Raw genomic sequence first — 25,409 nt, 5'->3', positions numbered from 1 at the left:
ATCCCTTGACCGCCCTCACGGGCGCTCTTATGGTCACGCTGCCCACCATGACGTAGGACGTCGTATCTCCCGCCTCTCTCTGGAGGAACCGTGCGCGACGTGACCGACCACTCGGCGCTGCACCGCCGACGTTTCCTGAAGTACTCCGGCGCCCTCGCCGCGGCCGGGGCCCTCTCCTCATCGCTGGCGGCCTGCTCGTCCGGGCCGCAGTCAACCAATGACACCGGCGGCGGGAAGGGCGGCAAGGACGCGACGCTCACCGCCGTCATCGGCTACGGGAACGACGGCAGCTGGGACCCGACACAGACCGCGTCCGCCTTCGCCATGGCGGCCAACAACCACATCTACGAAGGTCTGCTGGACACGGACCCCCTCTCGCGCGAGCCGTACGCGGCGCTCGCGACCCAGGTACCGGGCGATCTCAGCGGTACGTCCTGGAAGTTCACGCTGCGGGCCGGGGCCACCTTCCACGACGGGAAGCCCGTCACCGCCGACGACGTGGTCTTCGTCTTCGACCGGATCCTCGACCCGAAGACGCAGACCCTCGGCAAGGGCTTCTTCGCGAGCTGGCTGAAGGAGGCCCGGAAGATCGACGCGTCGAACGTCGAACTGGTGCTGAAGTTCCCCTTCCCGGAAGGCATCGCGCGGCTCACCCTCGCCAAGATCATGCCCAAGCACGTCTTCTCCCGGCCCGGTGCCTGGGACGACGCGATCAAAGGGAAGGCGGTGGGCTCGGGGCCGTACCGGCAGACCGCCCACCACCCCAAGTCGAACACCACCTTCGAGGCGTTCGCCGCCTACAACGGCCCGCGCAAACCGGCCTTCAAGAAGATGAACTGGCTGACGATCGTGGACGCGGCCCCGCGCGTCGCGAAGATCTCGGGCGCGAGCGCCGGGGCCCAGATCGCCGACAACATCCCGTACGCCAACATCGAGCAGCTGAGGAAGGGCGGCATCACCGTCGAGGGCGGCGCGGGGATGAACAACCTCTTCCTGATGTTCAACACCAAGCACAAGCCCTTCGACGACGTACGGGTGCGCCAGGCCCTGCACTACGCCATCGACACCGGCAAGATGGTCGAGGTCGCCCTGCACGGACACGGCAAGCCGTCGAGCTCGTTCCTCAACGAGGGGAACCCGGCCTACCGGCCGGCGAAGACCATGTACGGGTACGACCCGCAGAAGGCCGAGCAGCTCCTGAAAGCCGCCGGGGTCTCCGGGCTGAAGATCGAGATCCTGTCCGTGAACGTCAGCTGGATCGTCGACTGTCTGCCGACCATCAAGGCGTCCTGGGACGCGATCGGCGTCGAGACCACGCTCTCGCCGCAGGAGACGACGGCCGTCTTCACGAAGATGGACCAGAAGCAGGACTACCAGGTGGTGGCCGCCGCCTCGAACCCCAACCAGTTCGGCCTCGACGCCGACCTGATCATGCACTACAACTACGGCCCCGAGAACCTGTGGATGCAGTACGCCCGGTGGGCGGGCGACCCGGTCGCGAAACAGCTCTTCAAGGACATGGACCTGGCGACACGGGAGCCGGACGCCGACAAGAAGAAGACGATGATCCAGGACTACATCGACGTCGTCGCCGAACAGGCCGTGCTCTACCCGGTCGTGCACAACGAGCTGATGACGGCCTGGGACCCCAGGAAGCTCACGGGGATCAGGGCCCAGCCCTATCCGGGCGTCAACCTCCTCCAGGCCAAGTGGGCCTGACGTAGATGACGGCCATCGTCCGCATCCTGGCCCGCCGTGTCGCCCTGCTCGTGCCGCTGATGCTCGGCATCGTGCTGTTCGTGTTCCTGGTGATGCGGTTCTCGGACGTCGACCCGGCGTCCGCGTTCTTCCAGGGCGCCAACCCCACTCCGCGGCAACTGCACGACTTCCGGCAGCAGAACGGCCTGCTCGACCCCCTCCCGGTGCGCTACGTCCACTTCATCGGCGATCTGCTCCACGGCGACCTGGGCACCAGCGCGCTGACCCGGGCGCCGGTCGTCGACCAGGTCACCACCGCGCTGCCGCTCACCCTCCAGCTCACCTTCCTGGGCCTCGCCATCGCGGTGATGCTCGCGCTGCTCGGCGGGGTCACCGCCGCGATCCACCGCGACCGGCTGCCCGACCAGGTCATCCGGGTCGTGTCGCTGACCGGGGTCGCGGCGCCCGGCTTCTGGTTGGCGCTGCTGATGATCCAGTACCTGGCCGTGGACCGGGGCTGGTTCCCGACCGGCGGATACATCAACCCCGGTGACTCGCTGAGTGGCTGGCTGAAGACGATGACGCTCCCCGCCTTCGCGCTCTCCCTCCCGGTCGCCGCCCAGCTCACCCGGATCGTGCGCACGGCCGTGGTCGAGGAGCTGGACAAGGACTACGTCCGGACGGCGATCGGCAGCGGACTGCCGCCGGTGGTCGTGGTCGGCCGCAATGTGCTCCGCAACGCGCTGATCAACCCGCTGACCGTGCTCGGCCTGCGCGTCGGCTATCTGCTCGGCGGCGCGGTCGTCATCGAGACGATCTTCTCGCTCCCCGGCATGGGCAAGTTGATGATCGACGCCGTGAAGAACGGCGACCCGGCGGTCGTCCAGGGCGTCGTCCTGACCACGGCCACCGGGTTCGTGGTCGTGAACCTCGTCATCGACATCCTGTATCTGCTGGTCAATCCGCGACTGAGGGATGCCACGTGATGATCCCCCCGCTCTCCCGCCGACGTCTCACCGAGGGCCTCGCCCGGCCCGGTATCCGGCTGCGACGCCTGCCCGTCCTCTCCCGGATCGCCCTCGGCTTCCTCACGCTCGTGGTCCTGCTGGCCGTGTTCGCGCCCCTGCTCGCCCCGCACGACCCGCTCGACCAGCAACCGCAGGCCGGCGGCACCGGCGCCCCCTCCGGCGGTCACTGGATGGGGCAGGACAGCCTCGGCCGGGACATCCTGAGCCGACTGATGTACGGCGCCCGCTGGTCTCTCGCGATCGGCCTGGGCGCCACCGCGCTCGCCCTCGTCGTCGGCGCGCTCCTCGGCGCGATCGCCGCGACCTCGCGGGGGGCCGTCGACGAGACGCTGATGCGCTGCCTGGACGTCGTGATGGCGTTCCCCGGCATCGCGCTGGCCGCCGTCCTGGTCGCCGTCTTCGGCGGCGGCATCACGGTGCTGATCTGCGCGATCGCCTTCCTGTTCACCCCGTCGGTGGCCAGGGTCGTCCGTGCGAACGTCCTCGACCAGTACGGCGAGGACTACGTGACGGCGGAACGCGTGATCGGCGCCCGCACCCCGCACATCGTGCTGCGCCACGTGGCCGTCAACTGCGCCGCCCCCGTGCTGGTGTTCTGCACGGTCCAGGTCGCCGAGGCCATCGTCTTCGAGGCCTCGCTGTCCTTCATCGGCGCGGGCGTCCGGCCGCCCGACCCGTCCTGGGGCAGTGTCATCGCGGACGGCAAGAACATGGTGCTGACCGGCGGTTGGTGGGCGACGGTCTTCCCGGGTCTGCTGATGCTGATCACCGTGCTGTCGCTGAACATCCTCTCCGAAGGCGTCTCGGACGCGTGGGCGGCGCCCGTGGCGCGGGAGGTGGCGGCGACGGCGACCGCCGGTGACCGGCTGGAGGCGCCCGAGCCCGTCAGCGGAGAGGTCCTCGAACTCCCCGGTCTGACGGAGGCCGCCGCCCGCCTGCGCTCCCGGGCCCGCCCCCTGCCCACCGGCCGGCCGGTCCTCTCCGTGGAGAACCTCGCCATCGGCTTCGACACCCGGCACGGCGGTGTGGACATCGTCGACGGCATCAGCTTCGACGTGCACCCCGGTGAGGTCCTGGGCCTGGTCGGCGAGTCGGGCTGCGGCAAGTCGCTGACGGCGCTCGCCGTGATGGGCCTGGAACCGAAGGGGGCCCGGGTCCGGGGCCATGTCCGCTTCGATCAACGTCAGTTGGTGGGCGAGCCGATGCGCGTACGACGCCGCCTGCTGGGCCACGAGATGGCAATGGTCTACCAGGACGCGCTGTCGTCCCTGAACCCGGCGATGACGATCAGGGCGCAGCTGAAGCAGCTGGTGCGGCGGGGCGGGAGACAGACCCCCGCGGAGCTGCTCGCTCTGGTCGGTCTCGACCCCGAACGCACCCTGCGCAGCTACCCCCACGAGCTCTCCGGCGGCCAGCGCCAGCGTGTGCTGATCGCGATGGCCCTGTCCCGGGGCCCGAAGCTGATCGTGGCGGACGAGCCGACCACGGCCCTGGACGTGACGGTCCAGGCACAGATCATCACCCTGCTGCTGAAGCTGCGGGAAGAGCTGGGCTTCGCGCTGATCCTCGTCTCGCACGACCTGGCCCTCGTCGCGGACGTCACGGACCGGGTCGTGGTGATGTACGGCGGTCAGATCGTGGAGACGGGCGTGACGGCGGACCTGGTGGAGGCACCGGCCCACCACTACACGCGCGGCCTGCTCGGCAGCGTCCTGTCCCTGGAGTCGGCGGCCGAACGGATGACGCAGATCAAGGGGGTCGTGCCCGCCCCCGCCGACTTCCCGGCGGGCTGCCGGTTCGCCGACCGCTGTCCGCCGGCGAGCGAGGTGTGCCGGACGACGGCGCCCGACCTGCTGGGCACCCGGGCGCACACGGCCGCGTGCCATCACCCCGCGGTCGATCTGATCACCACGCGGAGCGAGGCCGTCCAGTGAACGCGCTCATCACCCTCTCCGGCGCCCATGTCGTCCACAAGGCCCGCTCCGGCGGCCTGTTCACCCGCGACCGGGTGTACGCCCTGACCGGCGCCGACCTCACCATCGCGCCCGGCGAGACGGTCGGCGTCGTCGGCGAGTCCGGGTGCGGGAAGTCGACACTGGCGAAGGTGCTGGTGGGCGTCCAGCGGCCGACGTCCGGAACCGTGCGCTTCCGTGACCGTGACCTGTGGTCGATGCGGCCCGCCGAGCGACGGGCGTCCGTCGGCGGCAGTACGGGCATGGTCTTCCAGGATCCGTCGACGGCCCTGAACCGCCGCCTGCCCGTACGCCGGATCCTGCGGGACCCCCTTGACGTGCACCGGCGCGGCACGGCGCGGGAGCGGGACGACCGGGTGCGGGAGCTGATGTCCCTGGTGGGCCTCCCCCACGCCCTGGCGGACGTCCTGCCCGGTCAGCTGTCCGGCGGGCAGCGCCAGCGGGTGGCCATCGCGCGCGCCCTGGCCCTGGACCCGGACCTGGTGGTGGCCGACGAGCCGACGAGCGCGCTGGACGTCTCGGTCCGCGCCCAGATCCTCAACCTCCTGCTGGACCTGAAGGAGCGCCTGGACCTTGCCCTGGTCTTCGTCTCGCACGACATCCAGACGGTACGGAGGATGAGCGACCGGGTGATCACGATGTACCTCGGCCGGATCGTGGAGGAGTCCCCGGCCGCCCGGGTCACCGACCGGGCCCGGCACCCGTACACCCGGGCCCTCTTCTCCGCGACGCCCGGCCTCCTGGACCCGATCGACCCGATCCCGCTGGTGGGCCCGGTGCCCTCGGCCACGCACCCGCCGACCGGCTGCCCGTTCCGCACCCGCTGCTGGAAGGCGGACGAGGACTGCGCGAGCGCGATGCCGGACTTCACGGCCGCGTCGACACCGGACCACCGCTTCCGGTGCCACCATCCTGTGGAGGAGGACCAGTCGACGCGCGACCTGGTGACCCAGGCCGTGTCCGCGGCGCCCGCCGTGGCCGACATCCCCGCCCAGCAGCAGCCTTGATCGTCCCGAGGGAGTCTTCATGCCGATCCCCACCCCGCTGACCGGTGTCGTTCCGCCCGTCTGCACGCCTCTGACACCGGACCGCGAGGTGGACGTCCCCTCGCTCATCAGGCTCGTGGACCATCTGGTGGAGGGGGGCGTCGACGGCCTGTTCGTCCTTGGCTCGTCCTCGGAGGCGGCGTTCCTGACGGACGCCCAGCGGCGGCTGGTGGTGGAGACGGTGGTCGCCCATGCGGCCGGCCGGCTCCCCGTGCTGGCCGGGGTGATCGACATGACCACGCCGAGGGTGCTGGACCATGTGGCGTATGTGACGGCGGCGGGCGCGGACGCGATCGTGGCGACCGCCCCCTTCTACGCCCGCACCCATCCGGCGGAGATCGCGCGCCATTTCCGCCTGGTCGCCGCCCGTTCGTCCGTGCCCGTCTTCGCCTACGACATCCCGGTGTCCGTCCACACCAAGCTGGGCGCGGAGCTGGTCCTGTCCCTCGCCGCGGAGGGCGTGCTGAGCGGCCTCAAGGACTCCAGCGGCGACCTCGCCGCCTTCCGCGCCGTCGTCACGGGCGCCCGCGCCCACCCCGACATCACCGGCTTCACCGCCCTCACCGGGTCCGAACTCGTCGTCGACTCCGCGCTCGCCCTCGGGGCGGACGGGGCCGTGCCGGGTCTCGCCAACGTCGACCCGCACGGGTACGTACGGCTCGACCGGCTCTGCCGAGGGGGCGACTGGGAGCGGGCGCGGGCCGAACAGGAGCGGCTGTGCGGGCTGTTCGGGATGGCCGGGGTGGGGGATCCGGCCCGGATGGGCGGGGGTTCGTCGGCGCTCGGGGCGTTCAAGGCGGCGCTGCACCTACGAGGCGTCATCGCCTGTCCGGCCACGGCGGAGCCGCAGGTGCCGCTGTCGGAGGCGGAGGTGGAACGGGTGGGGAAGTACCTGGCGGGGGCGGGCCTGCTCTAGGTCCCGTCGTCCGGTGCTCAACCGCCCGGCCGCCCACCCCACCGGAATCGCCGCCGCCGTCACCTACCCCGTCCGGCGCAGACGCCGGAACTCGATCCTGTCGTACGGCCGCGTCGAGCCCGTCTCGTACAGGATGCCGACCCGGTCGTGCCCGAGGTCGACCAGGTCCGAGTAGGCGGCCGGTGCGGAGGAGAGGGTCGTCGCCCTGGTGAAGGTGATGCCGCCGTTCGTGCTGCGCCAGAGGGTCATCGCGCGGCGGGCGGTGGGTACGGAGGGGGCCGAGAAGAGCAAGGGGGCTCGGGGGCCGTGGGGTTGGAGGACGCTGCCCTGGACGACGGGGACGTCGTCCAGGGTGGACTGGATCGCGTAGGGGCGGTCAAGGGTCTCGCCGCCGTCGCTGGAGTAGGTGTCGAGGCGATTGCCGGGTGTGGTGCCGCTCTGGTCGCGGGCGCTGAAGTACAGGCGCCCGTCGGGGAGTTCGGCCGCGCTGCTCTCGTTGGCGTCGACCCGGCCGTCGTAGGTGCGGTCGGTGAAGCCCAGGTGCCAGGTGTGGCCGCCGTCGTCGGAGTAGATCGCGTGCGCCCCGTAGTACTTGGCTTCCCGGCCGGTGTCGGTCGAGCCCTCGGGCGGGGCGGCGGAGTGGTTGGCGGGGACGACCAGCCGGCCGGCGTGCGGGCCGTGGCCGAGGGCGATCGCATGGCCGGGGCCCGTCGCGTACCAGCGCCAGCCCGGCGGCTTCGCCTCGGCCGTGATGTCCCGGGGAGCGGAGAAGAGCGCGCCGTCGTCGCGGCTCGTCTGGACGAAGACACGGCGGCCCTGGCGCGCCGTGACCTCGCCCCGCATGATCCGCGCCTCGGTCACCGCGCCGCTGTTGTAGGAGGTGAGCAGGACGATCCGGCCGGTGCGCGGGTCCACGACCGGCGCCGGGTTGCCCCGGGTGTCCCCGTCCCCGGCCGCGACGACCCGCAGCGGACCCCATGTACAGCCACCGTCGAAGGAGCGTCTGAGGACGACGTCGATGTGGCCGCTGTCGCCCGCGCCGTCGTGCCGACCCTCGGCGAAGGCGAGCACCGTGCCCGCGCGGGTGGTGACGACCGCCGGGATGCGGTAGGTGTCGTAGCCGCCCTCGCCCACGGTGTACGGCACGGAGGAGGCGCAGTCGGTACGGGGACCGGGGGCGGCGGCGGACTCGACACCGGCGCCGGCGGCGAGGAGGCCGATGGCCAGGGCGGCGACGAGGCTGCGGCTCAGGGTGGTCCCCGCTCTCCCCCGCGCAACACGAGGATCCCGTTACGGTGTGTCGCTCAAACCGTACCCTGCGTTACCGCTCGCCATTCCCGCCCCGTCGCCTACGAGGGCGTGCGCGCCGCCGCCAGCAGCCGCGTCACGTCGTCCGCACAGATCGTCAGCGCCGCGCCCACGGTGGCGAGGACGTCCCGTTCGGCGGGGGTGTACGGCCCGTCCGCCAGAGCGATCCGGGCGCCCTGGAGCAGGATCGATTCGCGCCCCGTCGCGGCGAGGTGCGGCGCCAGCGGGTCCAGGGCCTCGTGCAGCTCTATGGCGAGGCCCGCCCCGCACGGCTCCCCGAAGATCCGGCCCGTGTCCGCGGCGAGCGCCTCGACGAGGGCGCCGAGCTGGTCCTCCGTGCAGTCGTCGAAGCCGGCCGAGCGCACCGCGGTCGCCGCGATCTCCAGGGACGTACGGGAGCAGGCGCCGCCGGCGGCGAGCACGGCGAGCGCGACGGTGTGGACGGCGTCGCGGAGCATCGCGGAGAAGCGGGTGGTGGTCGGATGGTCGAGGACGTCCGCGCCGTAGTGGCGGCCGCAGGCGGCGCACTCGACGACGGGTCCCGTGTCACCGCGCGGCAGGACCGGGACGCCCAGGAGAGTGAAGCGGCGCCGGCCGGTGAGCCGCTGGTAGTTGCGGTCACCCCCGCAGCCCGGGCAGAAGAACTCGCCGTCCCCCATGGTGGTCCACGCGGTACGGGTGCCTAGGATGCGGGAAATCTGCACTGCACGACCGTTTCGTCCCCATCCTGGCAGCACGCTCGCACACCTCCGTAACGCCGCGGCAACATCGCCGCGCTGGCGTGATGTTAGCCACATTGTTGAGGCAGAGTCAGTACCTTGGACGAGACCTTTCCGTGATCTCCACGGCGATTGGCCGGTATACGACGGGGCCCCGCCCGCCTCGAAAGGCGGACGGGGCCCCGAAAGTGCCGGTCAAAGTCCTCAGCGGGACGCGCGGTTGACCGCGGAGACCACGGCCTTCAGCGACGCGCGTGTCGTATTCGCGTCGATGCCGATTCCCCACAGAACCTTGTCGCCGATCGCGCACTCGATGTACGAGGCGGCCTGCGCGGAGGCGCCCTCGCTCATCGTGTGCTCCTGGTAGTCCAGGAGGCGTACGTCGATGCCGACGGACTGCAGGGCGTCGAAGAACGCGGAGATCGGACCGTTGCCGGTACCGGTCAGGACCGTGTCGACGCCGTCCACCGAGGCCTCGACGGTCAGCGAGTCGATGCCGTCCCGGTCGGTCGTGGTCTGACCGGCCTTGACCTGGATACGGCCCCACGCGTTGTCGGGGTTCGGCAGGTACTCGTCCTGGAAGATCGCCCAGATGTCCTTCGGGGTGACCTCGCCGCCCTCGGCGTCCGTCTTCGCCTGGATGATCTTCGAGAACTCGATCTGCATCCGGCGCGGCAGGTCCAGCTTGTGGTCGTTCTTCAGGACGTAGGCGATACCGCCCTTGCCGGACTGCGAGTTGACGCGGATCACGGCCTCGTACGAACGGCCGACGTCCTTCGGGTCGATCGGCAGGTACGGGACGGCCCACTCGATGTCGTCGACGGTGACGCCCTTCGCGGCGGCGTCCGCCTCCATGGCGTCGAAGCCCTTCTTGATGGCGTCCTGGTGGGAGCCGGAGAAGGAGGTGTAGACGAGGTCCCCGACGTAGGGGTGGCGGGCGTGGACCTCCATCTGGTTGCAGTACTCGGCGGTGCGGCGGACCTCGTCGATGTTCGAGAAGTCGATCTGCGGGTCGACGCCCTGCGAGAACAGGTTCATGCCCAGGGTGACCAGGTCGACGTTGCCGGTGCGCTCGCCCTGGCCGAACAGACAGCCCTCGATGCGGTCGGCGCCGGCCATGAGGGCCAGCTCGGCGGCGGCGACGGCCGTACCGCGGTCGTTGTGCGGGTGGACGGACAGGCAGACGTACTCGCGGCGGGACAGGTTGCGCGACATCCACTCGAAGCGGTCCGCGTGCGTGGACGGCGTCGAGCGCTCCACCGTGGCGGGCAGGTTGAGGATGATCTCGCGGCCCGGGCCGGGCTGGTAGACGTCCATCACCGCCTCGCAGACCTCCAGGGCGAAGTCCAGCTCGGTGTCGGTGAAGATCTCGGGGCTGTACTGGTAGCCGAACGTCGTCCGCTCGTCGAGCAGCTTCTCGGCGTACTCCATGACCAGCCGCGTGCCGTCGACGGCGATCTGCTTGATCTGGTCCTTGGAGCCGCGGAAGACGACCCGGCGGAAGACCGGGGCCGTCGCGTTGTACAGGTGGACCGTGGCGCGCCTGGCGCCGACCAGGGACTCCACCGTGCGCTCGATCAGGTCCTCGCGGGCCTGGGTCAGTACGGAGATCGTGACGTCGTCCGGGATCGCGGTCTCGTCCTCGATGATCGAGCGGACGAAGTCGAAGTCGGTCTGTCCGGAGGCCGGGAAGCCGACCTCGATCTCCTTGTAGCCCATCTTCACGAGCAGGTCGAACATCTCGCGCTTGCGGGCCGGGGACATCGGGTCGATCAGCGCCTGGTTGCCGTCCCGCAGGTCCGTCGACAGCCAGCGGGGGGCGACGGTGACACGGTTGTCCGGCCAGGTGCGGTCAGGGATGTCCACCTGCTCGTACTTGCCGTACTTGTGGACCGGCATGGAGGTGGACTGCTGGAAGTTCGGCATGATGCGTGGGCTCCTCAGAGGGTGTCCGGAAGGACGGCCGACGGCGCAACGCCGAACTCCGCGGGGAGGGGGTCGGCCTCGACTACAGGCCCTCGCCGCGGCAGCTAAGGAGAAGCAGCCCGATACGCATGATGCTCCGCAGCCTAGCCGAGCCTCACTCTCTCCGGAGGGCTGTATCAGTATGCGGGATCGTGACCACATAAGGAAGAAAACAGACAAAAAGTGCGGCATACCACTCAGAGTGAAACCTCATACCACTGAAGAGCGGACCGATGGGCTCCTTATCGCCGCATTTCACACAATCTTGGTCGCCGGTAGTGACAGCGGAGTAACTCAGTGCAATTGTGCCGAGCATGACCGCGAACCCGGCAGGCTTCGAGCCTGTCTTCTGCACCATCGTGCCGCCCCACATCCTCGACACGCTGGCCCAGCACGAGGACCCCACGCTCGCCGGACCCGCGCGCCGCACCCTGGAGCGCGACGCCTTCGAGCGCACCCACCGCCGGCTGACCACGGTCATCGGCGCGCCCACCGTGGCCCCGCCCCAGGGCGCGCCCGCGGACAAGCCGCAGCGCACCATCTACGACGCCAAGCACCACCAGGACCTGCCGGGCAAGAAGGTCCGCGGCGAGGCCGACAAGCCCGGCAAGGACGCCACGGTCAACCGCGCCTACGCCGGGCTCGGCGCCACCTTCGACCTCTACCTGAACGCCTACGCCCGCAACTCGATCAACGGCGAGGGTCTGCCCCTCGACGCGAGCGTCCACTTCGACGTCGGCTACAACAACGCCTTCTGGAACGGCGAGCAGATGGTGTTCGGCGACGGCGACGGCGAGATCTTCCTCGACTTCACCATCCCGGTCGATGTCATCGGCCACGAGCTGACCCACGGCGTCACCCAGTACACGGCGAACCTCACCTACTTCGGCCAGCCGGGCGCCCTGAACGAGTCCATGTCGGACGTCTTCGGCTCGCTGATCAAGCAGTACACGCTCGGCCAGACCGCCGCCGACGCCGACTGGCTGATCGGCGCGGGCCTGCTCGCGCCGCGCGTCACCGGCAAGGCGCTGCGCTCCATGAAGGAGCCCGGCACGGCGTACGACGACGACGTGCTCGGCAAGGACCCGCAGCCCGCGACGATGGACGGCTATGTGAAGACCGGCCGCGACAACGGCGGTGTCCACATCAACTCCGGCATCCCCAACCACGCCTTCTACCTGGTCGCCCAGGCCCTCGGCGGGCACGCCTGGGAGCGCGCCGGGCAGATCTGGTACGACGTCCTCACCGGCGGCGAGCTCCAGTCCCAGGCGAGCTTCTCCGACTTCGCCAAGCTGACGGCCGCCCAGGCCAGGAGCCGGTACGGCGAGGGCGAGGAGCTCCAGTCCGTCACGAAGGCCTGGGAACAGGTCGGGGTGCCGACGTCGTAGCTTCGGCGTCCGACTCGTACTAGACAGGACCCATGCGTATTCAGGTAAGGCGCACGGGCGGATTCGCGGGCATCGAGCGCCATGCCGAGGTGGACACCTCGGGGCGCTCCGACGCCCCCGAGTGGCACGCCCTGGCCGAGCAGGCGATCGCCTCCGGCCAGGGCACGCGCCCCGCGGGGGTCCCCGACGGCTTCAGCTACGAGATCACGGTGAACGGGAAGACGGTCTACGCCGCCGACCCGAGACTGACGGAGGAGCAGCGAAGTCTGATTTCGAGGGTCCTGAAGGAGGGCGCCTAGAAAGCGGCCTCGGGGAGGCGCCCTGCAGGGGCGCGGGGCCGTGACATACGCGGATCCGCCGCGTGGGCGCGACAAGCCCCCACCGGGCCGCAGCCGCAAAAGGACCGCGCGCCCCTCCGTACAGGCGCCCAAAAGCCGTAACTCCCAGTTCACACCAACCCGTTGACTTCCCTTACCGCCGGTAAGGATGATCGCGCGCATGGTGACGAACCCCCTACCGCAGTTCCCGCCCGGCTTCCTCTGGGGCGTGTCCACCTCGGCCCACCAGATCGAGGGAGCCGCGGCCGAACGCGACCCGTCGGTATGGGACGCCTTCACGGCCGAGCCCGGCCACATCAAGGACGGTTCCACGGCCGACGTGGCCTGCGACCACTACCACCGCTATCCCGAGGACGTGGCCCTCCTCGCCGACCTCGGCGTGGACGCGTACCGCTTCTCGATCTCCTGGCCCCGCGTGAACTCCCCCGGCGGCCTCGACTTCTACGACCGCCTGGTGGACGCGCTGGTCGCGGCGGGCATCCGCCCCGTACCGACCCTCTTCCACTGGGACCTCCCGCTGAAGCTCGAAGAGGCCGGCGGCTGGCTGACCCGCGACACGGCCGAGCGCTTCGCCGAGTACGCCGGTGTCGTCGCCGCCCGCCTGGGCGACCGCGTCAAGAAGTGGATCACTCTCAACGAGCCCGCCGAACACACCCTGCTCGGCCACGCGCTCGGCGCCCACGCCCCCGGCAAACAGCTCCTGTTCGACTCGCTGCCGGTCGCCCACCACCAACTGCTCGCCCACGGCCTCGCCGTCCGGTCCCTGCGCGCGGCCGGCGTCACGGACATCGGCATCGCCAACTCGCACGGCCCGACCTGGGCGGCCTCCGAGCAGCCCGAGGACGTGGAGGCCGCCGACTTCTACGACCTCCTCCTCAACCGCCTGTTCGCCGACCCGTTGCTGCTGGGCCGATACCCGGACGGCATCGGGGAGTTGATGCCGGGCGACGTCGAGGCGGATCTGAAGGTCATCGCCGAGCCGATCGACTGGTACGGGATCAACTACTACCAGCCGACCAGGGTGGGCGCCCCCGAGGGCGCGGAGATCGAGTTCAGCGGACTGACCCTGCCCGCCGAACTCCCCTTCTCAGTACGCGAACTGGAGGGCTACCCGGTCACCGACTTCGGCTGGCCGGTGGTCCCCGAGGCACTGACCGAGTTGCTCGTGGGCTTCCGCGAGCGCTACGGGGACCGCCTCCCGCCGGTCGTCATCACCGAGAACGGCTGCAGCTACGAGGGCGTCGACGACCAGGAACGGATCACCTTCCTCGACGGCCATGTCCGGGCGCTGCACCGGGCGTTGGAACAGGGCGTGGACGTTCGCGGGTACTTCGTGTGGTCGTTGCTGGACAACTTCGAGTGGGCGGAGGGGTACGCGCGGCGCTTCGGCCTGGTCCACGTCGACTACGACACGCTGAAGCGGACCCCGAAGGCGTCGTACACCTGGCTGCGCGACGCGCTGCGGGCGCGGGGATGACGGCGGCGGACCCCGTCGCGAATGTGGGGGCGCTGGCCGAGCCCGTCGAGCGGGTCGGCCGGGGCTGGACCTCGGCGCTGTCGCTCGCCAACGGGGCGATCTGGGTGGGCTGGTACGGCCCGCTGCAGATCCTGCTGGCCTCCCAGGCGGAGGACTTCGCGCCCGGCGCCGGCATGTCGAAGGAGACCATGCTGGCGTGGGTCACGGGCGCGGGCGCGGTGGTGTCGCTGATCGCCAACCCGCTCTTCGGCGCGCTGTCCGACCGGACGACGGCGCTCCGGGGCCGCCGTACGCCGTGGATCGTGGCGGGTTCGGCGGGCGGCGCCCTCTCCCTGCTGCTCCTGGCGGGAGCGGGCGGGGTCTGGACGATGGCGGCCGGCTGGTGCCTGGTCCAGCTCACCCTGAACGCCGCCTTCGCCGCCATCACCGCGGCCGTCCCCGACCGGGTGCCACGGCTCCAACGCGGCTCCGTGGGCGGCTGGCTGGGCGCCGCGCAGATCCTGGGCGTGGTGGGCGGGACGGGTCTCGCGACGGCGGCGGGCGGCGTGGGCGGCGGCTACGTGGCGTGCGCGGTGTTCACGCTGGTGGGCGTACTGCCGTACGTACTGCGCTACGAGGATCTGCGGCTGCCGGCCTCGGCCCGCCCCGCCTGGTCCTGGCGCACGTTCGCGGCCTCCTTCTGGCTGAGTCCGCGCCGCCACCCGGACCTGGCCTGGGCCTGGCTGACCCGCTTCCTGATCAACCTGAGCAACGCCCTGGTCCTGCTCTACCTCCTGTACTACCTCCGCGACCGGCTCCACTACGACGACCCCGAGAACGGCGTACTGATCCTCACGGCGGTCAACGGCGTCACCCTCCTCGCCACGGTCGTGGTCGGCGGGGTGTGGTCGGACCGGGTGGGCCGCCGCAAGCCGTTCGTGATCTGGTCGGGCGTCCTCATGGCGGTGGCGACGGCGGTCCTCTCCGGGTGGCAGACCTGGCCGGGCGCGATCGTCGCGGCAGCGGTCCTCGGCATCGGCTTCGGTGTCTTCACCTCCGTCGACTTCGCCCTGATGACGGACGTCCTGCCCAAGGCCCTGGACCGCGGCAAGGACCTCGGCGTCATCAACGTCGCCAACGCCCTCCCCCAGGTCGCCGCCCCCGCCCTGGCGGCACCGATCGTGACGTACCTGGGCGGCTACCGGGTGCTGTACCTGGTGGCGGCGGTGATCGGGCTGGCGGGGGCGCTGCTGGTGGGGCGGATCAGGGGCGTGGAGTAAACTGCCCGCGCTAAAGCGCCGGGCTTGCATAACGGGCATCACTGGCGGTGATGCTGCGTTTGCGTCCAGCCCCGCTCCCGGGTATCCGGGGTGGGGCGGGGGCCGTTGACGGGGCCCCGCGTCGCCGCAATTCCCACGCACGAGCGCGGATGTTGCGGGAGCCGTTCCGGTCTGCGTGATCAACGAATCCGCAGGACCGGCACGCGAACCAGGCCTGCGAGACCCGGTTCGCCCTGTCTACGTGCCCGCACTCGGCGCAGGTGCGAGAGGTGTACGCCGGATCGACGTACACCACCGCCACCCCCGCCCGGCGGGCCTTGTATGCGATGAACGCTCCCAGCTGGGCGAAGGACCAACTGGAGTGGGTGACCCGTTGGGGCTTGTTCAGCCGTACCCGCTCGCGGATGCCCGTCAGATCCTCCAGGGCGATTCCGCGACCGGTGCGTTCTGCCTCGGCCACCACATGCTTCGCGATCTTGTGGTTGATGTCTCTGGCCCGCCGCGACTCCTTGCGCCGCCGCTTCTTCAGGCGGCGCTTGGCGGACGGGGTGTTCTTGTGTTGCAGCTTGGTGCGCAGGCCGCGCTCACGGACCCGGAAGCGGTTGAGCTCGCGCCCGGCCATGATCTCGCCGTCCGAGGTGGTGGCGATGTTCACGATCCCCAGGTCGATCCCGAGGAAGTCCACCTGCTCGCTGTTCAGGGGTGCCTCAGGGACCTCGCACGTGGCATTCAAGAACCACATGCCGTCCCGGCACAGCAGATCCGACTCACCCCGCCGGTACAAGGCCAGGGTCGCCAGCTGCTCCGGGGAAGCGGTGAACGTCACGTCCTTGACCCGCCCCGACACCGTCCAGACCGAGATGCGCCGCCGTTCGATCTGCCAGGACAGCATCCGGTCGTCGTACGGCTGCGCTCCTTCCGGGCGAAAGCCGATCGGCTTCTCCACGGCCTTGCGATAGCGCTTCGAGCCCGGTCTACCAAGATTCCCGGCCTTCAGGTTCGCCTTCAGCGTGGCGTACGCGTCGCACGTCTTCTTGATCACGTGCTGGGCGGCCTGCGCACCCAGCCCCCACCGCGCCTTCACTTCGCCGTAGGTGTGCTCCCGCAGCGCGAAGTTCCTCTTCACATCCTTTTCGAAGGCCATCACGCTCGCCCATGAAGCGGCCTCGTTGCAGGCGCGCAGGGTCGCCTCAAGTGCCGCCGCCTGCACGGGCGTCGGCATCAGCTTCACCTGCACCACCAGCTTCACACCCGCGACGCTACCCGGCCACCCGCAAGCCTCGCGTTCGAACACCGCAACATTCCCCAGAGCCGTCCCGAGCACTCCCGGCGCTCCGCTCCTGAAGAAGCTGCGGTGCTCCGCACCGCCGAGATCAGGACGCGGTTCCTCCCAGGCGTAAACGCCCGGGGTTCCCCATAAGAATCCCGCTGAAGTCACTGGCCCGAATTCAGGTGCCCTCGCCAGGTCTCTTCGTCTTGGATGGCGCCATGACCACGGTGAACGACACACCCCTCGACCGCCTTGAGCGCTACTACGACTCGGTGCCGCGCGCCGCCGCGCGGGCCGAGGACTTCGGCCCGCTGACCCTCTTCGTCCGGGAGGCCACGGGCTGGCCGTACTACGCGCGACCCACCCTGGGTTGGACGGGCCCGGCGGCCACCGCCGAGGACGTCGATCGGGTGCGGGCGCGGCAGCGGGAGCTGTGCGTACCGGAGGCCTTCGAGTGGGTGGCGGAGGTGACGCCGGGCCTGCGGGAGGCGGTCGAGGCGACGGGGCTACGGGTGCACGCGCATCCCCTGATGATCCGCGACGAGGACGCACCGCTGCCCGACCCGCACCCCCTGGTCCGCGTCCTGGACCCCGAAGACCCCTTCCTGGCGGGCGCGTTGGCGGTGCCGCACGTGGCGTTCGCGGCGCCGGGCACGGCGGTGGGGGAGGCCGGACGCGGCGAACTCGCCACCGAGATCACCGCCCGCGCCGCCGAGGTACCCGCGGCCGCGGACCGCATCCGCGTGGGCCGCACCGTACTGGCCGCGGCGGTCGAGAACGGGGTCGTGGTCTGCTCCGGGATGCACCTGCCCGTCGGCCCCGTGAGCGAGATCGCGGGCGTCGGTACCCTGCCCGCCGAACGGCGCCGTGGACTGGCGTACGCCGTGACCGCGGCCCTCGTGACCGACGCGCGGGAGCGGGGCGTCGAGACGCTGTTCCTGTCGGCCGGGGACGAGGACGTGGCGCGGATGTACGGCCGCCTGGGGTTCCGGACAGTGGCGACGGCGCTGATCGCGGAACTCGCCGAGTAGCGGGCCGATCACGAGTAGCGGGGCCGATCAGGGGTCAGGGACGAACTTCAGCCACTTTCAACAACCCCTGAAGAAACCACCCGGCATGCCTTGCAATCCCAAGCCGCTCGCGCATCAATGGAACCGCAAGTTCCGACGGACCGTCAGAAACGCCTCCGCTGGCGTCCCGCACCCCGCTCGCGGACGGTCCGCGTACACATCTCTCCGCACCCGCACCGGCGTTCACCGGTGACGCGTCCGTGTGCCCGGCCCGGCCCCGGCCTCTGAGCAGACGGTTCCGTCCCTCCATCCCCACATGGCAATTCCCGTACAAGGGAAGGGAACCCGATGAGACGCAAGCAACTCGGAATCGCCGCGGCGTTAGCCGCCGGCACCCTCGCCGCGACCGGCCTGGCCCTCGCGCCGACCGCCGCGGCCGTCACCCCGCTCACCGCGACCATCAACGCGACCTGCACGATCGGCGGCGGTGGCGCGGCCACTCTCACCGCCACCCAGGACGGCACGGCCGCGACCATCACCCTCAGCTCCACCTCGATCACCGCGCCGATCGCGCTGGCGCAGGACTCCATCGCCTCCACCTTGACCATGGCGAAGTCCGGCGGCGGCACCGTCGCGTTCACCGGCACGAAGAATCCCGCCATTCCGCTGGGCGGCGGGGTCACGGTGGGCCCGCTCAGCGGCACCGTCGCCTCCGGCGACAGCCTCGACGCATACGGAGGCTCGCTGAAGATGGTCGTCTTCGGCATCACCATCACGTGCACCGCGAGCGCGGCGCAGGCACCGGGCCCGTTCGTCTTCAGCTGAGCCCCGCCACAGCACATACGTGAAGACCGGTGTCGCCGGCGCGCGCGGCGGCACCGGTCCTCGTACTGCCAGAACAACTGCCTGAACAACCACCTGATCACAGCCAACTGGCCTACAGGGGTGCCCAGTTGGCGATATTGACACAACCTGATGGCCCATCAGTTGCCGTCCGGGCCCTCCATTGACTTCTCACACAACCCGCACATCAATGGCCCCCTGTCGGCGCAGACGAGCCGCTGCGCCCGCATCCCTCAGGAGGGGGCACATGGCAACGCACAGGGGAACCAGGGGTTCGCACGCCCGAAGACGCCGCTGGGCGGCACTGCTCGGGGTGACCGCGCTGGCGGTCACCGCGGGAGGCGCGCTGGCGGCCCCGGCGGGCGCCGCGGCCGCGGACTCCCAGAACGTGGACTTCGCCACGCACTGCATCCCGCCGGCGATCGCGGGCATCCCGCCGATCGACGGCACCACCACCGCGATCATCACGGTGGACAACCCCAGTCCCAAGGTCGGTGACACCGTCACCGTGACGTACAAGGTGGTCACGCCCGCCGCGAACAACCCGACCGCCCTCGCCCTGCCCGCCGACATCATGACGCCCACCGGCAAGGTCGCCCTCGGCGGCGCGCAGACGGGGGACGTCACGGTCGCGGGCCCCAGGAAGAACGACCCGGTGGCGGGCAACGCGCCCTTCCCGGGGTTCAGCATGACGGGCACCTTCACCGTCACCAGCCCGGGCGCCATCACCCTCGCGCCCGGCGACTACAACATCCACACCAGCTACATCCTGGAGCTGGACACCCCCTGCACGGTCACCAACCCGCCCGCCCCGGTCTCCGGGACGATCACCGCGACGGACGGAACCCAGACCAACAACCGTGCCATCTCGCTCGGTTCGGCCTCCGGGAAGCCCGGTGACAGCGTGACCGTCACCGGCAGCAACTTCACCCCGGGCGCGAGCGTGACCCTCGCCGGACGGTCGGGGGCCACCCAGACCGCCGACACCGCCACCACGACCGCCGACGCGCAGGGTTCGATCAGCGGCACGCTGGCCGTCAACGACAAGACGACGACCGGCGTGGTGGCGTACGAGGGCGCGAGCTGGAGCGACACCAAGGGAGCGGGGCCGGCGGCGTACGTGGTCGTCGACGACACCCCGATCCCCGCGGGCTCCCAGAAACTCACCACCACGGTGAAGGCGGGAACCCTGTCGATGTCCCAGGCCGGGGACGCCGTCCAGCTGTCGGCGGTGGACTTCGGCAAGGGCGGGGCCTCGACCGGGGCCCTGCAGACGGTGACCGTCAAGGACTTCCGCGGCGGACCCGCGGGCTGGTCCCTGACCGGCAAGGTCACCGACTTCACCGGTCCCGGCGCCAAGATCGATGCCGGGAAGCTGAGCTGGACCCCCGCCTGCGCGACCAAGGCGGGCAGCCCGAGCACCTGCCAGGCCGGTTCGTCCGGCGCGGTGGGCGGTGCGGGAGCGACGCTGGCGTCCACCCCCAACGGAGCGCTCACCGGTGGTGAGTTCACCGTCGACGCCGGGCTGTCACTGGACGTACCGGCGTTCACCCCGCCGGGTTCCTACTCCGGCGTGCTCACCCTGACGCTCACCTGATCCACCCCTCCGCACCCCGGTGGCCGGGCGCGCACCCGCCCGTCCGCCCAGGGCCTGTCCACCCACATCCGCGGGGGTCCGCACCCATGCGCAAGCTGTACGTCCTCGTCCTGTCCGTGTTCCTTCTCGCGCTCACCACGCCCGCCTCGTACGCCGCCGACAACGGCAGCTGGTCCGTCTACCCCGTCTCCACGCAGATCGCGGCCCGTCCGTACTTCTATCTCTCCGCCGACCCCGGACAGACCCTCCGGGACAAGGTCACCGTCGCCAACAAGACCGGCGCCCCGCTGACCTTCCGGCTGTACGCCGCCGACGCGTACAACACCGCGCGTGACGGCGGGTTCGCGGTGCGGACGGTGCAGGAGAAGCAGCTCGGGGTCGGCGCGTGGGCGCACCCCGCCCGCTCCCGGGTGACGGTGCCCGCGCGCGGTTCGGTGACCGTGCCGTTCACCCTCCGGGTGCCCGAGAAGGCCGAACCCGGTGACCATCCGGGCGCGCTGGTCGCACTCGACGAGCGCCTCGACCGCTCAGACGCGGCGACGTCCGCGGTGGCGGTGCAACGGGCGGTCGGCGCCCGGATCTACCTCCGGGTCGGCGGGCCCACCGTCCCCGCCCTCGCCGTCGAGAAGGTCCACATCAGCCACCACCAGCCCCTGGTCCCCGGCCTCGGCGAGAGCGGCGCCACCATTTCGTACACCCTCCGCAACGCCGGGAACGTCACCCTGAACCCGAAGGTGCGGCTCAGGGCCGAGGGCCTTTTCGGGCGTACGTTGCTGTCCCGGGAGCTCACGAAGATCCCCTCGGAGCTGCTGCCGGGGCAACGGGTCCGGCTGACCGAGCCCTGGCACGGGGCGCCCCAACTCGACTGGGGCGACGTGACGTTGACGGCCAGCGCGCCCGGCACCCGGGAATCGGCGAGCACGTCGTTCTTCGCGCTGCCGTGGCTGATGGCGGTGGTGGTGGGCGCGGGGATCGCCGCCGCCGTGGTGGTGATCAGGGCGCGCAGGAGCGGCAGCGGCCCTTGGTGGCTCGGAGCGCGCAGGGGCGGTACCCGCCCGTGGTGGCTCAGAGTGCGTCGGGGCCGCGCTCGCCCGTCCGCACCCGTACGACCGTCTCGACCGGTACGGCCCACACCTTCCCGTCGCCGATCTTCCCCGTCTGCGCGGCGTTGACGATCGCGTCGATCGCGGCCTCCGAGTCCGCGTCCTCGACGACGACCTCGATACGGACCTTGGGGACCAGGTCGACCTGGTACTCGGCGCCGCGGTAGACCTCCGTGTGGCCGCGCTGGCGCCCGTACCCACTGGCCTCGCTGACGGTCAGCCCGTGCACGCCGAGCTCCTGGAGAGCGGTCTTGACCTCGTCGAGACGGTACGGCTTGACGATGGCGGTGATGAGCTTCATGCCTGGGCCTTGGCCTTCTGAGCGGTGGGGAGGGATGACGAGACCGGGGCGCCGTGGCCCAGGACCCCGTGATCGTAAGCGGTCTCGGCGTGCACCGTAAGGTCCAGGCCGGTGTGCTCGTGCTCCTCGTCCGCCCGCAACCCCATGACCTTGTCGAGCACCTTCCCGATGCCGTACGTGACGGTGAAGGCGTACGCCCCCACGGCAACGACCGCCACCAGCTGCTTGCCGAGCTGCCCGAACCCACCGCCGTACAGCAGCCCCTCGGCGCCACCCGTCATCGTCGCGTCGGCGAAGAACCCGATGAGGACCGTGCCGATGATGCCGCCGACCAGGTGAACGCCGACGACGTCCAGCGAGTCGTCGTAGTTCAGCCTGAACTTCCAGCCGACGGCGTACGAGCAGACGACACCGGCGGCGAGACCGACGACCAGCGCGCCCAGCAGCGACACGGATCCGCAGGACGGGGTGATGGCCACCAGGCCCGCGACCGCGCCGGAGGCGGCGCCGAGGGTGGTGGGGTGGCCGTCGCGCTTCTGCTCGACGAAGAGCCAGCCGAGCAGACCGGTGCAGCCGGCGGCGAGGGTGTTGAGGAAGGCGGCGGCGGCGAGTCCGTCGGCGCCCAGCGCGGACCCGGCGTTGAAGCCGAACCAGCCGAACCACAACAACCCCGCGCCCAGCATCACCATCGGCAGGTTGTGCGGCCGCATGGCGTCCTTCTTGAAGCCGAGACGGGGGCCGAGGACGAGACAGAGGGCCAGGCCGGAGGCGCCGGAGGTGATCTCGACCGGCAGCCCGCCCGCGAAGTCCAGCGCACCCAGCTTCGCCTGGACCCAGCCCCCCGGACCCCACACCCAGTGCGCGACGGGAACGTATACGAGCAGCGCCCAGACCGGCACGAACACCAGCCACGCCGCGAACTTCGCCCGGTCGGCGACCGCCCCGCTGATCAGCGCGGCGGTGATGATCGCGAAGGTGAGCTGGAAGGTGGCGAAGAGCAGGGTGGGCACGGTCCCGTGCACACTGTCCGGCCCGATCCCGTCCATACCCACGTGCTTCAGGCCGCCGACGAGCCCCCCGAAGGCGTCGTCCCCGAAGGCGAGCGAGTACCCGACCACCAGCCATACGACGGTGACCAGGGCGATCGACACAAAACTCATCATCAGCATGTTGAGGACGCTCTTCGTGCGGACCATGCCGCCGTAGAAGAGGGCCAGGCCCGGCGTCATCAGGAGAACGAGGGCGGTCGCGGCGAGCAGCCAGGCGGTGTCGCCGGTGTCGAGGTGGGATGCGGCGGCCAGGTTGACGGTGTCCAGGGTCTCCACGGTCTGCACGAACTCCACGGACGGCTCTCCTCGGTTCTCCTGGGTGCGGGGGCGTCGTCAGAGAGTCACGGGCTCGCGTTTCCGGTTGTGCACGTGTGCGTTTCCGGCGTGTTTCGTATTGCGTGGGGGTTTCCGAAACCTCACGGGGCCGCACGGGAGCGGTCAAAGGCATATGGCGTACGGCGCGGGTCTGTGGATCAGGGACAATGGGCGCCATGAGCGTTCGTACCCAGTCATCCGAGCCGTCCGAGGCACCCCACCGCGCCGGCTTCGCCTGCTTCGTGGGCCGCCCCAACGCGGGCAAGTCCACCCTCACGAATGCTCTGGTCGGCCAGAAGGTGGCGATCACCGCGAACCAGCCGCAGACCACGCGGCACACGGTACGGGGCATCGTGCACCGCCCCGACGCCCAGCTGATCCTGGTCGACACCCCCGGTCTGCACAAGCCGCGCACGCTGCTGGGCGAGCGCCTGAACGACATCGTGCGCACGACGTGGGCCGAGGTCGACGTCATCGGTTTCTGCCTCCCCGCGAACGAGAAGCTCGGTCCGGGTGACCGTTTCATCGCGAAGGAACTGGCGTCCATCAAGAAGACGCCGAAGATCGCGATCGTCACGAAGACCGACCTCGTCGACAGCAAGACGCTCGCCGAGCAGCTCATCGCGATCGATCAGCTCGGGCGGGAGCTGGGGTTCGAGTGGGCGGAGATCGTGCCGGTCTCCGCGGTCGGCGACAAGCAGGTGGACCTGCTGGCCGACCTGATCGTCCCGCTCCTTCCCGAGGGCCCGGCTCTCTACCCGGAGGGTGACCTCACCGACGAGCCCGAGCAGGTCATGATCGCGGAGCTCATCCGCGAGGCGGCGCTGGAGGGTGTGCGCGACGAGCTCCCCCACTCCATCGCCGTGGTGGTGGAGGAGATGCTCCCCCGCGAGGACCGCCCCGCCGACAAGCCCCTCCTCGACATCCACGCCTTCGTCTACATCGAGCGCCCCAGCCAGAAGGGCATCATCATCGGCCCCAAGGGCAAGCGCCTGAAGGAGGTCGGCATCAAGTCCCGCAAGCAGATCGAGGCACTGCTGGGTACGCCGGTCTTCCTCGACCTCCATGTGAAGGTCGCGAAGGACTGGCAGCGGGACCCCCGCCAACTCCGCAAACTCGGCTTCTGAGGGGTCCTCGCCCCCGCCGCCCCTACCCTCCCCCAAGCTCTCGACTTCGCGAGCAGGGGGGGACCCCCATCGTCCCCGGGGGCTCCGCCCCCAGACCCCCGATCGGCCTGAACGGCCTCGTCCTCAAACGCCGGACAGGCTGAAGGCTTTTTAGGGGCGCGGGGAACTGCGCGGCCAGCCCCCACCGGCCCGCAACCGAGCGACCAGGAGCGGGCGGGAATCCGGGGCGAAGCCCCCGCCTTAGGGGCGCGGGGAACTGCGCGCCCCGCCCCCACCGGCCCGCAACCGAGCGACCAGGGGCGGGCGGCGATTCGGGGCGAAGCCCCGCCCAGGGGCGCGGGGAACTGCGCGCGGTCTCAGCCCGCGGTCACCGTCAGGTGAACCGTGCCGTCGGCGCCCGCCAGCAGCACCGGCGTCGCCGGACCACCGAGGTCCCGGACCGCCGCCCGGTCCTCCGAAGAAACCTCCCCCGCCTCGGACACCACCGCCGCCGCCTCAAGAGACTTCGCCCCGGACGCCACCGCCATCGCCACCGCGGTACGCAACGCGCTCAACCGCAGGGAGGGAAGATCCACCGTCCCCGCGACATACGTACGGCCGGTCTCATCACGTACGGCCGCCCCCTCCGGCACCCCGTTGCGCGCCCGCGCGGAACGGGCCAGGGTGACGATCTTGCGGTCCTCGGGGTCAAGCGCGCTGCTGTCGGTCATGTTCAGAGCATACGAAGGGATCCGCAGGCGCAGGCACGCGCCCACCCGCACGCACCCCACCCGCACACACCCACCGGCCGGCGACTACCCGGCCACGGGATACATCGAGCCCCGTCGGCCCTCCGGCGAGGCCAGCCACTCCAGCTTCGCCGCCGTGTTCGCCTCCGGCAGCGGCGTGTGCAGCACGATCGTGAGGTCGGGCCGCGCCGGCACCTTCATCGCGGTGGACTCGACGGCGAGCAGCCCGACGAGCGGGTGATCGAGCTCCTTGCGGATCTGCCCGGCGTCCTCGATGTCCCGCTCCTCCCACAACGCGGCGAACTCCGGTGAGGCGGCCCGGAGTTGGTCCAGTACCTCCTGGTACCCCTCGTCGTCCGGCGCCGCCGCGCACGACGCGCGGAACTGGGCGACGACCGTGCGCGCGTTCTTTTCCCAGGTCCGGGACTGCCCCCGGTACAGCGGGTCGGTGAAGAAGTCGATAATGCAGTTCTGCGTGTTGTCGGGCCGCATGCCGAGGACCATCCCGGCGGCATCGTTGTACATGACGCAGTTGTAGTAGGGGTCCATGATGTGCGCCGGATACGGCATCCACGTGTCGATCAGCCGCCGCAGCCCGTCGCACATGTCCCGGACCTCAGGCGCGACCTCCGGCGCGGGCGGGTTCAGCCCGGCTAGCAGGTACAGATGGCGTCGTTCGGCGTTGCTGAGCCGCAGGACGCGGGCGACCGCGTCGAGTACCTGGGGCGAGACGGAGATGTCCCGCCCCTGCTCCAGCCACTGGTACCAGGACGCGCCGACGCCCGCGAGCACGGCGACCTCCTCGCGGCGCAGCCCGGGCGTGCGTCGGCGGGCCCCGCCGTCCGGCAGTCCGGCCTCCGCCGGTGACACCCTCGCCCGGCGGCTCATCAGGAAGTCCCGCAGCTCACGCCGTCGTTGGGTCCTGAGCACGTCCTCCGTCACGTGTGAATC

The 25,409-nt window shown here is 70.6% G+C and carries 22 protein-coding genes; 14 read left to right on the top strand and 8 right to left on the bottom strand.

Annotated elements, in window-relative coordinates; translation table 11 throughout:
* Positions 1-90 precede the first annotated feature (90 nt).
* Genes SMIR_RS25930 through SMIR_RS25910 form a run of 5 tightly spaced genes read left to right on the top strand, consistent with a single transcriptional unit; the run spans position 91 to position 6,661 of the window.
* The gene (locus tag SMIR_RS25930; RefSeq protein WP_168491372.1) at positions 91-1,719 is read left to right on the top strand and encodes an ABC transporter substrate-binding protein; all 1,629 of its coding nucleotides are present in this window, start codon (positions 91-93) and stop codon (positions 1,717-1,719) included.
* A 5-nt stretch (positions 1,720-1,724) separates the two neighbouring features.
* Complete coding sequence (locus SMIR_RS25925) at positions 1,725-2,684, top strand: ABC transporter permease (RefSeq protein WP_168491374.1); 960 nt, start codon at positions 1,725-1,727, stop codon at positions 2,682-2,684.
* Entirely contained in the window at positions 2,684-4,660 is a 1,977-nt protein-coding gene (locus SMIR_RS25920) for a dipeptide/oligopeptide/nickel ABC transporter permease/ATP-binding protein (RefSeq protein WP_168501007.1), read from the top strand. The genes SMIR_RS25925 and SMIR_RS25920 overlap by 1 nt, the downstream gene beginning before the upstream one ends.
* Positions 4,657-5,706, top strand: a complete 1,050-nt coding sequence (locus SMIR_RS25915; RefSeq protein WP_168491377.1) for an oligopeptide/dipeptide ABC transporter ATP-binding protein — start codon at positions 4,657-4,659, stop codon at positions 5,704-5,706. Before SMIR_RS25920 ends, SMIR_RS25915 begins: the two co-directional genes overlap by 4 nt.
* A 19-nt stretch (positions 5,707-5,725) precedes the next feature.
* The gene (locus SMIR_RS25910) at positions 5,726-6,661 is read left to right on the top strand and encodes a dihydrodipicolinate synthase family protein (RefSeq protein WP_212727440.1); all 936 of its coding nucleotides are present in this window, start codon (positions 5,726-5,728) and stop codon (positions 6,659-6,661) included.
* 63 nt (positions 6,662-6,724) lie between these two features.
* Here SMIR_RS25910 and SMIR_RS25905 read toward each other — a convergent pair whose 3' ends face one another.
* The 3 genes from SMIR_RS25905 to leuA all read right to left on the bottom strand — a co-directional run bounded on the left by SMIR_RS25905 (position 6,725) and on the right by leuA (position 10,614).
* A complete protein-coding gene (locus SMIR_RS25905; RefSeq protein WP_422664525.1) occupies positions 6,725-7,882 on the bottom strand; it encodes a sialidase family protein in 1,158 nt (385 codons plus the stop codon).
* A 128-nt stretch (positions 7,883-8,010) separates the two neighbouring features.
* A complete protein-coding gene (locus SMIR_RS25900; protein ID WP_168491382.1) occupies positions 8,011-8,706 on the bottom strand; it encodes a tellurite resistance TerB family protein in 696 nt (231 codons plus the stop codon).
* A gap of 186 nt (positions 8,707-8,892) precedes the next feature.
* Positions 8,893-10,614, bottom strand: coding sequence for a 2-isopropylmalate synthase (gene leuA, locus SMIR_RS25895; protein WP_168491384.1), 1,722 nt, complete (start codon positions 10,612-10,614; stop codon positions 8,893-8,895).
* A 353-nt stretch (positions 10,615-10,967) separates the two neighbouring features.
* On the opposite strand from leuA, the gene SMIR_RS25890 reads away from it, so the two are divergent.
* The 4 genes from SMIR_RS25890 to SMIR_RS25875 all read left to right on the top strand — a co-directional run bounded on the left by SMIR_RS25890 (position 10,968) and on the right by SMIR_RS25875 (position 15,115).
* A complete protein-coding gene (locus SMIR_RS25890; RefSeq protein WP_168491388.1) occupies positions 10,968-12,041 on the top strand; it encodes a M4 family metallopeptidase in 1,074 nt (357 codons plus the stop codon).
* Between the two features lie 32 nt (positions 12,042-12,073).
* On the top strand, positions 12,074-12,340 hold the full coding sequence (locus SMIR_RS25885; protein ID WP_060896474.1) for a protealysin inhibitor emfourin: 267 nt from the start codon (positions 12,074-12,076) through the stop codon (positions 12,338-12,340).
* A 187-nt stretch (positions 12,341-12,527) separates the two neighbouring features.
* A complete protein-coding gene (locus SMIR_RS25880) occupies positions 12,528-13,856 on the top strand; it encodes a GH1 family beta-glucosidase (RefSeq protein WP_211118703.1) in 1,329 nt (442 codons plus the stop codon).
* A complete protein-coding gene (locus tag SMIR_RS25875) occupies positions 13,853-15,115 on the top strand; it encodes an MFS transporter (protein WP_212727439.1) in 1,263 nt (420 codons plus the stop codon). The genes SMIR_RS25880 and SMIR_RS25875 overlap by 4 nt, the downstream gene beginning before the upstream one ends.
* Before the next feature lie 10 nt (positions 15,116-15,125).
* On the opposite strand, the gene SMIR_RS25870 is transcribed toward SMIR_RS25875, so the two are convergent.
* Positions 15,126-16,364: an RNA-guided endonuclease InsQ/TnpB family protein gene (locus tag SMIR_RS25870; RefSeq protein WP_212728412.1), complete on the bottom strand. Its 1,239-nt coding sequence runs from the start codon at positions 16,362-16,364 to the stop codon at positions 15,126-15,128.
* A 239-nt stretch (positions 16,365-16,603) separates the two neighbouring features.
* Here SMIR_RS25870 and SMIR_RS25865 point away from each other — a divergent pair, with 239 nt between their 5' ends.
* The 4 genes from SMIR_RS25865 to SMIR_RS25850 all read left to right on the top strand — a co-directional run bounded on the left by SMIR_RS25865 (position 16,604) and on the right by SMIR_RS25850 (position 21,007).
* Positions 16,604-17,416, top strand: coding sequence for a GNAT family N-acetyltransferase (locus tag SMIR_RS25865; RefSeq protein WP_212727438.1), 813 nt, complete (start codon positions 16,604-16,606; stop codon positions 17,414-17,416).
* A 327-nt stretch (positions 17,417-17,743) separates the two neighbouring features.
* Entirely contained in the window at positions 17,744-18,220 is a 477-nt protein-coding gene (locus SMIR_RS25860) for a hypothetical protein (protein WP_101405248.1), read from the top strand.
* A gap of 265 nt (positions 18,221-18,485) precedes the next feature.
* On the top strand, positions 18,486-19,835 hold the full coding sequence (locus tag SMIR_RS25855; RefSeq protein ID WP_211118704.1) for a beta-xylosidase: 1,350 nt from the start codon (positions 18,486-18,488) through the stop codon (positions 19,833-19,835).
* Between the two features lie 86 nt (positions 19,836-19,921).
* Entirely contained in the window at positions 19,922-21,007 is a 1,086-nt protein-coding gene (locus SMIR_RS25850) for a WxL protein peptidoglycan domain-containing protein (RefSeq protein ID WP_168491395.1), read from the top strand.
* Here the strand turns inward: SMIR_RS25850 and SMIR_RS25845 are convergent.
* Both SMIR_RS25845 and SMIR_RS25840 read right to left on the bottom strand, forming a co-directional pair.
* Positions 20,901-21,239, bottom strand: a complete 339-nt coding sequence (locus tag SMIR_RS25845) for a P-II family nitrogen regulator (protein WP_101405245.1) — start codon at positions 21,237-21,239, stop codon at positions 20,901-20,903. The two genes, SMIR_RS25850 and SMIR_RS25845, sit on opposite strands and share 107 nt — an antisense overlap.
* Positions 21,236-22,582: an ammonium transporter gene (locus SMIR_RS25840; protein ID WP_422664465.1), complete on the bottom strand. Its 1,347-nt coding sequence runs from the start codon at positions 22,580-22,582 to the stop codon at positions 21,236-21,238. The genes SMIR_RS25845 and SMIR_RS25840 overlap by 4 nt, the downstream gene beginning before the upstream one ends.
* A gap of 188 nt (positions 22,583-22,770) precedes the next feature.
* Between SMIR_RS25840 and era the strand changes: the two genes are divergently transcribed.
* Entirely contained in the window at positions 22,771-23,730 is a 960-nt protein-coding gene (gene era, locus SMIR_RS25835) for a GTPase Era (RefSeq protein ID WP_179436579.1), read from the top strand.
* Positions 23,731-24,086: 356 nt separating this feature from the next.
* Here the strand turns inward: era and SMIR_RS25830 are convergent, their stop codons facing one another.
* Together SMIR_RS25830 and SMIR_RS25825 are read right to left on the bottom strand one after the other, a co-directional pair.
* Positions 24,087-24,440, bottom strand: coding sequence for a cytidine deaminase (locus SMIR_RS25830; protein ID WP_168491399.1), 354 nt, complete (start codon positions 24,438-24,440; stop codon positions 24,087-24,089).
* Positions 24,441-24,524: 84 nt separating this feature from the next.
* Complete coding sequence (locus tag SMIR_RS25825) at positions 24,525-25,346, bottom strand: helix-turn-helix transcriptional regulator (RefSeq protein ID WP_168501014.1); 822 nt, start codon at positions 25,344-25,346, stop codon at positions 24,525-24,527.
* Between the last annotated feature and the right edge of the window lie 63 nt (positions 25,347-25,409).

Source organism: Streptomyces mirabilis (assembly GCF_018310535.1).
In the GTDB taxonomy this organism is placed as follows: Bacteria; Actinomycetota; Actinomycetes; order Streptomycetales; family Streptomycetaceae; genus Streptomyces.
This window is presented reverse-complemented; position numbering and strand designations above follow the sequence as displayed.